The organism is Cryobacterium sp. MLB-32 (genome assembly GCF_000738085.1).
Lineage (GTDB): Bacteria > Actinomycetota > Actinomycetes > Actinomycetales > Microbacteriaceae > Cryobacterium.
In genome coordinates, this window is sequence record NZ_JPRS01000096.1 from 1 (window position 1) to 8,324 (window position 8,324).

Annotated in this window: 7 protein-coding genes; 1 reads left to right on the top strand and 6 read right to left on the bottom strand. The window is 66.0% G+C overall.

Features of this window, described 5'->3' with window-relative positions; translation table 11 throughout:
• The 3 genes from JF66_RS11005 to JF66_RS11015 form a co-directional block, all read right to left on the bottom strand.
• Positions 1–250, bottom strand: a 250-nt coding sequence (locus JF66_RS11005) for a flavin reductase family protein (protein WP_035877863.1), incomplete at its 3' end; no start/stop codon positions are given.
• Positions 251–397: 147 nt separating this feature from the next.
• Positions 398–787: a hypothetical protein gene (locus JF66_RS11010; protein ID WP_035877856.1), complete on the bottom strand. Its 390-nt coding sequence runs from the start codon at positions 785–787 to the stop codon at positions 398–400.
• 99 nt (positions 788–886) lie between these two features.
• The gene (locus tag JF66_RS11015) at positions 887–1,660 is read right to left on the bottom strand and encodes an EI24 domain-containing protein (RefSeq protein WP_035877857.1); all 774 of its coding nucleotides are present in this window, start codon (positions 1,658–1,660) and stop codon (positions 887–889) included.
• A gap of 73 nt (positions 1,661–1,733) precedes the next feature.
• Between JF66_RS11015 and JF66_RS11020 the strand changes: the two genes are divergently transcribed.
• The gene (locus tag JF66_RS11020; RefSeq protein ID WP_156109748.1) at positions 1,734–2,378 is read left to right on the top strand and encodes a hypothetical protein; all 645 of its coding nucleotides are present in this window, start codon (positions 1,734–1,736) and stop codon (positions 2,376–2,378) included.
• Position 2,379: 1 nt separating this feature from the next.
• On the opposite strand, the gene JF66_RS11025 is transcribed toward JF66_RS11020, so the two are convergent.
• The 3 genes from JF66_RS11025 to JF66_RS11035 all read right to left on the bottom strand — a co-directional run bounded on the left by JF66_RS11025 (position 2,380) and on the right by JF66_RS11035 (position 7,843).
• The gene (locus JF66_RS11025; RefSeq protein WP_051973433.1) at positions 2,380–3,879 is read right to left on the bottom strand and encodes an MDR family MFS transporter; all 1,500 of its coding nucleotides are present in this window, start codon (positions 3,877–3,879) and stop codon (positions 2,380–2,382) included.
• Positions 3,880–4,006: 127 nt separating this feature from the next.
• Positions 4,007–5,446: a glycerophosphodiester phosphodiesterase family protein gene (locus JF66_RS11030; RefSeq protein WP_156109749.1), complete on the bottom strand. Its 1,440-nt coding sequence runs from the start codon at positions 5,444–5,446 to the stop codon at positions 4,007–4,009.
• Between the two features lie 174 nt (positions 5,447–5,620).
• On the bottom strand, positions 5,621–7,843 hold the full coding sequence (locus JF66_RS11035; RefSeq protein ID WP_369798003.1) for an ABC transporter: 2,223 nt from the start codon (positions 7,841–7,843) through the stop codon (positions 5,621–5,623).
• Positions 7,844–8,324: the final 481 nt, after the last annotated feature.

Here is an 8,324-nt window from a genome sequence, read left to right on the forward strand (position 1 = left end):
GGCTGAAGTTGACCACGAAGTCCTTCGTCGCCTGGATGTTGCGCAGGGTGTCTTTCTCGCCCACCGACGTGAACTGCACGATGGGCGGGTTGACCGAAGCCACGGTGAAGAACGAGTGTGGTGCGAGGTTGTGCACACCGGTCGCCGAGGTGCTCGACACCCAGGCGATCGGTCGAGGCACCACCACGGAGGTCAGCAGACGATAGAAGTCTCGCGGCGGCATTCGGTTCGGTTCAAAGTGTGTGCGCACAGTTCAGGCTAACAATGCCGGTCGCCGTGTGGTTGCATCCTGACCGCGCCAGCAGCTGTGGCAGAACGACGAGGCCTTCACTCTGATCGAACGGCGCGATGCGGCTGCCTGAATCAGGAGTGGAGGCCTTCCGAGCGTGCGCACGACCTAGTCGGTGTCTGACGTCCGTTTGACGTCATCGATGACATCGGACGCCTTCGCAGCAACGTCGTCGATGACATCCGTCGCGTTATCGACCGTGTCTGACGCGGTCTTGCGCGCGGCCCGCGCGGTCTTCTCCGCCACGGTTGCGGCCTTGTCGTGCTCAGCTTTCGCGGCGGCTGTGGCCTGGTCGAGCACATCCGAGACCTTGGCCTGAGCGAGGGCAGCGGCCTCCCTCGCCGCCTGCTCGGTCTGCGCGACCACCCTCTGCAGGTTGGGGTCGCCCCACACTTCTCGGGCCTTGGTGGTGAGCCGGTCGTAGGCGCGACGCCCCGCACGCGAGCCGATCAGATAGCCGGTTGCCAGACCGGCGAGAAAGAGAAGTCTGCCTCTCATTGCTGTACCTCCGAGATGGATGGAATAACGACAGAGATAACGTACTTTCTCGCGGGTATGAGCTCAAGGGATTGACAAGGATCAATCCACATTGCGGTTTCAGCGTGGAGTGAGCACGTCCCGGCTCAGCATCGTGGCACCGGCGACGGCCGCCGGCATCACGAACACCGCCGCGAACGGGACGAGAAAGAGCAGGTAGGTGACGACGCCGAAGCCGAGGCAGGTGGCCCGTCGACGGGCCAGCATCTGTCGCCTCTCTCGCAGGGAAAAACCACGGGCGTCGAAGGCGAACCCGGTGAGTTCACGCACGAGAACCCAGCCCCCGAACGCGGCGCCGAGCGTGAAGGCGAGCGCTCCGCCCACGACGGGGATGAGACCGCTCAACACGAGGAGGAGGCCCACCAGAACGGCGGGAAGGAGCAGCCGAGCGCCATCGACAACCGCACGCACCAACGAGCGGAACAGACCGACGTCGGGCGCGATCGGAGGCGATCCGAGGCTCGTTTCCACCGACCGCCAGATGCGTTCATAGAAGGGGTCACCCACCAGCAGCGTGACGGCGGCATAGGTGTACACCAGTACGAGGATGCCCACCGTCACGACCGCGACGCCCGCCGCAACCCGGGTCCCGGTCTTCCACGGCTCTCCCCAGCCGTCGGCGAAAGGCGTCATCCACTCGCTGATTCCGCCGAGGTTGACGGCCAGTGCCGCGATCCCCGCGATATACACGAGGGCCACGATCAGGGCCGGCAGTGCGCCGAGCAGCATGAGTCGCGGGGAGGTGAGCCAGAGGCCGAACCCGCGACGGAGAAACCCCGCGCCAGCGCCGAATTCGCGGAGCAGGCCGCGTGACAGGGGCGCTGATGGAGGCATCCGCCCAGAATATCGCCCCGCACCGTAACCTTGAGGAGGCACAGGACCGCACGCAACGACGCAAGGAGTCGGATTGACCCACCCATACGACCTGCATGTGGATCTGCTGGCCCCGTGCTTCTGCTGTCAGGCGCGGCAGCCGTTCCATTTCACGTCGGCCAGCGATCAGGTGGTTTGCTCGTTCTGCGTGCGTCACCTGGGTGCCGAAAAGGCCGACAGGCGCGACAAGGACCATCTGCGCCTGTGGACGGAGCTGTTCAACGATGAGCAGGACATGCACCGGTCGTACGTGGCCGCAACCAAAACGACCATCGCTGAGCGGGACGCCTCCATTGCGGAGCTGACCACGATCATCGAGCAGCTGAGAGCCCTCGCGGCCGGTCGGTTCGATGCCACCCCGAACGCCGGTGTGCGCGGCCTGCTGGAGAATGACCTGATCAGGCGTGCCGAACGGAAGACAGAGCTGGCCTCACGCCAGATCGACTGGGCCATGGCCGTGGTCTGGCGCATCGGAATGTTGCACCACGATGACGGCGCGCATCCACGACACTGCATCTGCGGGCGAACGATCGCGAGCTGCGCTGAGGGTCTCGCTCTCGATCCGGTGCGCACGAAGATGAACGAGTGGGAAAAGAAGAACGTGCAGTTGCTTCACGACGGCAAACGTCACGGGCTGCCCGCCGACCACCCCGCGGTGATCGGCGAACGCGCGCGCTGACCTACGGCGCAGTCGGGGCCGACGTGTTCGTGGTCAACGGACTGCGGCGCACGAAGAACGCGAGCGGGATCGCGCAGAGCGAGATGACCGCGCCGTACATGAATGCCGACTGAACGCCGGCGGCGGTCGCCGACACCTCAGATACGCCCGTGTTGATCAACGCGGTCGATTGCGAGGCCAACACCGCGATGAACAGGGCCGTTCCGGCAGCGCCGGCGAGTTGTTGCACCGTTCCCACCACGGCGCTGCCGTGCGAGTAGAGTTCCGGCCGCAAGGACGCGAGACCAGCCGTGAAGAGCGGCGTGAAGATGAGAGCGAGGCCGACACTGAGCGAGATGTGGGCCGTCATCAGCAGCGACGGATCCGTGGACTCGCCCATGAGGGTCATCGACCACAAGGCGCCGCTGACGATTGTGGAACCGGGGACGAGCAGCACCGTGGGACCGAACTTGTCGTAGATCCGGCCGACGAACGGCGCGAGGACACCCATCGTGATACCGCCGGGCAGCAGGAGCAGCCCGGTGGCGAGGGCGTCGAGGCCGAGTACGTTCTGCATGTAGATCGGCAGCAGGATGAGGGTGCCGAACAGCGCCATCATGCTCAGGCCCAGCATGATGATGGCCACGGTGAAGGTGCGCGACTGGAACGTGCGCAGGTCTAGCAGAGCCCGGTCGGTGCGCTGCAGCCGAAGCTGGCGCGACACGAACAGGGCGAGGGCGAGCAGACCGATGATGAGGGGGATGACCCCGGCGGCGGCCCCCGTCTGTCCGGTCGAACCCAGGTTGCTCAGCCCGTACACGAGCCCGCCGAAACCGAATGCCGAGAGGATGATGGAGAACACGTCGATCGGAACCTGGCGCGGAGTCGTGACGTTCTGGATGCGGGCGGCACCGAGCAGCAGGGCGCCGAGGGCGATGGGCAGCACGAGGATGAACATCCAGCGCCAGTCGAGCACGCTGAGGATGATGCCCGAGATGGTCGGGCCGATCGCGGGCGCCACCGAGATCACGATGGAGATATTTCCCATCGTCTTGCCCCGCGAGGCGGGGGCCACGAGCGTCATCACCGTGGTCATCAGCAGCGGCATCATGATGGCGGTCCCGCTGGCCTGCACCACGCGGCCCACGAGCAGCACCTCGAAGCCCGGCGCCAGGGCCGCGATGAGCGTGCCGAGACTGAAGAGCGACATGGCGCTGATGAAGATGGGACGGGTGTTGAAGCGCTGCAGCAGGAAACCGGTGATGGGGATGACCACGGCCATGGTGAGCATGAACGCCGTCGTCAGCCATTGGGCAGCCGATGCCGTGATGCTGAGGTCCGTCATGAGGTGCGGCAGCGCCACGCTCATGATCGTTTCATTCAGGATGACGACGAACGCCGAGACCAGCAGCAGCGAGATGACGAGGCGGTTGCGAGCGGAATCGTCCCGAACCGGGCCGTCGACGAAGGGCGGTGCCGGGGGTGCCTCCGGCGCGAGAGGGGGACGGGTGCGCTCGGTCATACAAAATTCCTGTCACATCGAAAGAAGTGGCGTGCACTGGCACACTCCTAAGCCAGCGTCAGTCGTGGGGTGCTTTATTCCTCGCCCGCGTGAATCACGCCAGGGCGCGGACGAGACGCCAGACGGTTCAGGTGATGGAGACGGCTCGAAACTCGACGCCGGGCCCGGCCGGGTAGTTCTTGCAGAGCCAGAAGTACTGCCCGCGGGAGGAGGCGTCGGCGCTATCGATCGACCAGCCACGGCCATCCGCTCGAGACAGGCGGATGCCAGCGGGTGACACCGCGACCTGAAAGCGCATCCATTCGCCCGGCCGAACGGAGGCCGTCGCGACGGCACCGAGGGACACCCCGGCCTCGCTCCCTCCCGCCCGGCTGAAAAGCTCCAGGGTTCCATTGCGCCGCACCGTCGCGTAGTAGCCAGCCGTTTCGCCGGCGACTCCTACCCGGAACGGCTGGTCATCGGGCAGTCCGAAGGCGACGCCGGCGGTGTCTGTCGGGCCGGGCGGGAGCTCGGCGGCCCAGCGCATCTCCCAGGTGAGCGTGTACGAATCGGCCGGCACCGGGCACATCGAACCCATCAGGTAGCTCTGCGTGCCCCTCATCGAGATCGCGATCGACGCGGTCTCCGGCGTGATCAGGGGTTGCACCTCAGACCCCATGTCCATAGACCACGGCAGGTCGCCCGGGGCTCGCAGTCCCGTGGCGAAGGCATCGGTTGTGGCGGTCGGCGTTGAGCTGGAGACGTAGGGAACGTTGGAACACATCATTCCGGTCACGCCCAGGCGCAGCATGCGGTCGCGCATGAAGCGGTAATGAATAGGCCAGGCGATAACGGGCTTGCCCAGCGCGATGACGGTGGCGATCTCCTCGTCGGTGGCGGAATGTTCCACCCCGAGGTAGTCGAATCTGCCCCCATATTCCTCGGCCCGGGCATACGTGTCCTTGGTGAAATATCCCCAGGCCTTGTATCCGGCCGTCCCGATGCGCGCGGGAAGCGGATACTCCACGGCCTGCTTCCACACGAAATGGTGCGTGGGGTCGGCGTGGGCCTCCATAAGATCGAAGAGTTCCTCCGGACTTTCGCCCTGCTTGTCCTCGATGAACATCAGGTGTTTCGGCGCGAAGGCATCGAGCACGGTGTCGAGCCGAGAGATCGGCTGGAGGGCGGAGGCCGGGCCGAGCCACTCCCGGGCATCGTTGTGCAGGGTCGAAAGTTCTTTCCAGGTGGTCTGCGCGATGACCAGATCCTGGCCGGTCATCCGTTCCGTCGTCGCATCATGATGGCAGAGGAATACGTCGTCAGAACTCGCGGAGACGGACACCTCGATGGCGGCCGCGCCGAATGCAATCGCATGAGCGTAGGCGTCCATGGTGTGCTCGACCCAGTTGTCGCTGGAGCCCCGGTGAGCGATGTAGACCGGACCGGTGGCGAGGAGCGTGTCGACGGGATGCGGGCCGACGGCTGTCGAGGCCGGCGGCGTCGCGCTCTGCTCCGGCGCCGCCTGACAGGCCGTGAGCAGGAGCGTCGACGCCCCCACCCACAGGAACTGCCGACGGTTCAACGGCACGACGCTCGCAGCGCACTGGGGCGTGGCATGTTGGTACCTCCGGGCTCGGTACCGTGGGGTGGCACCGGTTCAGAATGTACTCCGCACGGCCCCTCCTGATGGCGAATTCCGGTAATCCGGGCCTGAAGGGGGGGCGGGGTGCGAACCCTGCGGACAGTGGGTGCCGTTCGTGGGTCAGGTGGCGGAGGCACCCAGGGCGAGGGCGAGGTATGGTGCGGTGCGACTCGTCTTGTGGGCGGCCACCTGGTGGGGAGTTCCCGCAGCCACGATGCGACCGCCCTTGTCACCGCCCGACGGACCGATGTCGATCACCCAGTCGGCGGCGGCAATCACGTCCATGTCGTGTTCGACCACAATGACGGTATTGCCGGCGTCGACGAGTCGGTTGAGTTGGGTGAGCAGTAAGAGCACGTCGGCCGGGTGCAGCCCGGTCGTCGGTTCGTCGAGGACATACAGCGTGTGGCCGCGCCGGGCCCGCTGCAGCTCGGTCGCCAGCTTGATGCGCTGCGCTTCACCGCCCGAGAGCTCCGTGGCGGGTTGCCCGAGTCGCAGGTAGCCGAGCCCCACCTCGCGAAGGGTCTCCAGGCTGCGCACCGCCGAGGGAACGTCCGCAAGGAACACCGCCGCCGCATCAACGGTCAGGCCGAGGACCTCGGCGACATTCTTGTCGTGGTAGGTCACCTCGAGAGTTTCGGGGTTGTAACGCGATCCGCCGCAGGCGGGGCAGGGGGAGTAGCTTCCCGGCAGAAAGAGCAGCCCGACGGCCACAAATCCCTCGCCGAGGCAGGTCTCGCACCGGCCACCGGGCACGTTGAAGGAGAACCGACCGGCTCCGAACTTTCGGCTGCGCGCCTCGGGGGTCGCGGCGAACGTCGACCGAACGGCATCGAACAGGCCGGTGTAGGTGGCCAGGTTGGATCGTGGCGTGCGCCCGATCGGCTTCTGGTCGACCCGCACGAGCCGGTCGATCCCGTCCGCACCGGTGATCGTCTCGACCGTTGTGGCCTCGTCGGGCTCGGCCTCGGCCTCGTCGTCGTTCTCGCCGGTGGCCGAACCGGTGGACGCGGTGGACGCATCCGGGTCTTGGTCCGGGTGGAGGTGCAGGCCCACGGCCTCGGCGAGCACCTGGCTTACGAGGGTGGACTTGCCAGAGCCGGACACGCCCGTCACCGCGGTCAGCACGCCAAGGGGAAACTCGGCGTCAAGGTCCCGCAGGTTGTGGCGGGTGATTCCCGTGAGCCCGAGCCAGCCGAGCGGGTGCCGCAGCACGCGGGCGTCCGGCACCGGGCGTTCGTCCGCGAAGAGAAACTGACGCGTGATCGAGGCCGGTATCTGCGCGAGCCCTGCGGTCGGTCCGCTGTAGAGCACCTCGCCGCCGCCTTCGCCAGCACGAGGGCCGACGTCGATGACCCAGTCGGCGCGGCGCACGACGTCCATGTTGTGTTCGACCACGAACACGGAGTTGCCGCTGGATTTGAGTTCTTCGAGCACGGCCAGCAGCGGTTCGGCATCGGCGGGGTGCAGGCCGGCCGAGGGCTCGTCGAGCACGTAGATGACACCGAAGAGGCCCGAACGCAGCTGGGTCGCGATGCGCAACCGCTGCATTTCACCGGAGGAGAGGGTGGGTGTCGCACGGCCCAGGCTCAGGTAACCGAGCCCGAGCTCAAGGAGCACGTCTAGTCGGCGAGTGAGGTCGGTGGTGATCGTGGCCGCGGGGGTATTCGCGGTCACGGGCTGGTCGAGCACGCGGCGGAGGTCAGTAAGGGGAAGGGCATTGACCTCGGCGATGGTGCGGCCATTGAACGTGACAGCAAGCGCTTCCGCACGCAGCCCGCTTCCCCCGCACAGGGAACACGGACCCGAATTCACGTACTTCAGCACCCGGTTGCGCACCGAAGCGCTCTTCGAATCGGCGAGGGTGTGCATCACGTAGCTCTGCGCGCTCCAGAACTTGCCCTTGTACGGTCGGGGCCGTTCGCGTTCCGGCATGATGTCGACCACGGGCTGTTCCTCGGTGAAGAGGATCCAATCGCGGTCGGCGCGTGAAAGATCGTGCCAGGCCGTGTCGACGTCGTGGCCGAGCGCGGTGAGGATGTCGCGAAGGTTCTTGCCCTGCCAGGCGCCGGGCCAGGCCGTTACGGCGCCGTCGCGGATGCTGAGTGAGGGATCGTGCACGAGCGAGGCCTCAGTCACCGTGTGGGCCGTTCCGAGCCCCTGGCATTTCGGGCACCCGCCCATGGCGGTGTTCGGCGAGAAAGAATCCGACTCAAGCCGCGCGGCACCCTCCGGGTACATGCCGGCTCGGGAATACAAGATTCGCACTGAGTTGGACAGGGTCGTGACCGTTCCCACGCTCGAGCGCGAACTCGGTGTTCCGCGCCGCTGTTGCAGTGCCACGGCTGGGGGCAACCCGGTGATTTCATCGACCGGGGCGTGTGACCCTGCTGGATCAGTCGCCGGGCGTACGGTGCGACGGATTCAAAGAACCGCCGTTGGGCCTCGGCGAAAATGGTGCCGAAGGCGAGGGAGGATTTACCCGAACCGGACACGCCCGTGAACGCCACAATCGAGTCTCGTGGAACGTCCACGTCGACGTTGCGCAGGTTGTTCTCGCTGGCGCCGCGCACGCGAACGAAGCCGGGCGCGCGAGGATTCGGGGGTGCGGTGATGTCAGAACTAGGCGTCATCTTGTGAAGTTTAGCTCGGGGTTGCTGATCATCTCCCGTTTGTCTGCACGTCGCACCGCGATTGAGATGAGCGTCACGTAATCTGACATGGTACTGCTTATGGGTCTGGTGTCCGATCTCGGCAGATCCATCACGAAAGGCCTTTTATGTGCCGGCTGCTGGCCTACGCCTCACCCACCCCCCGTACGACA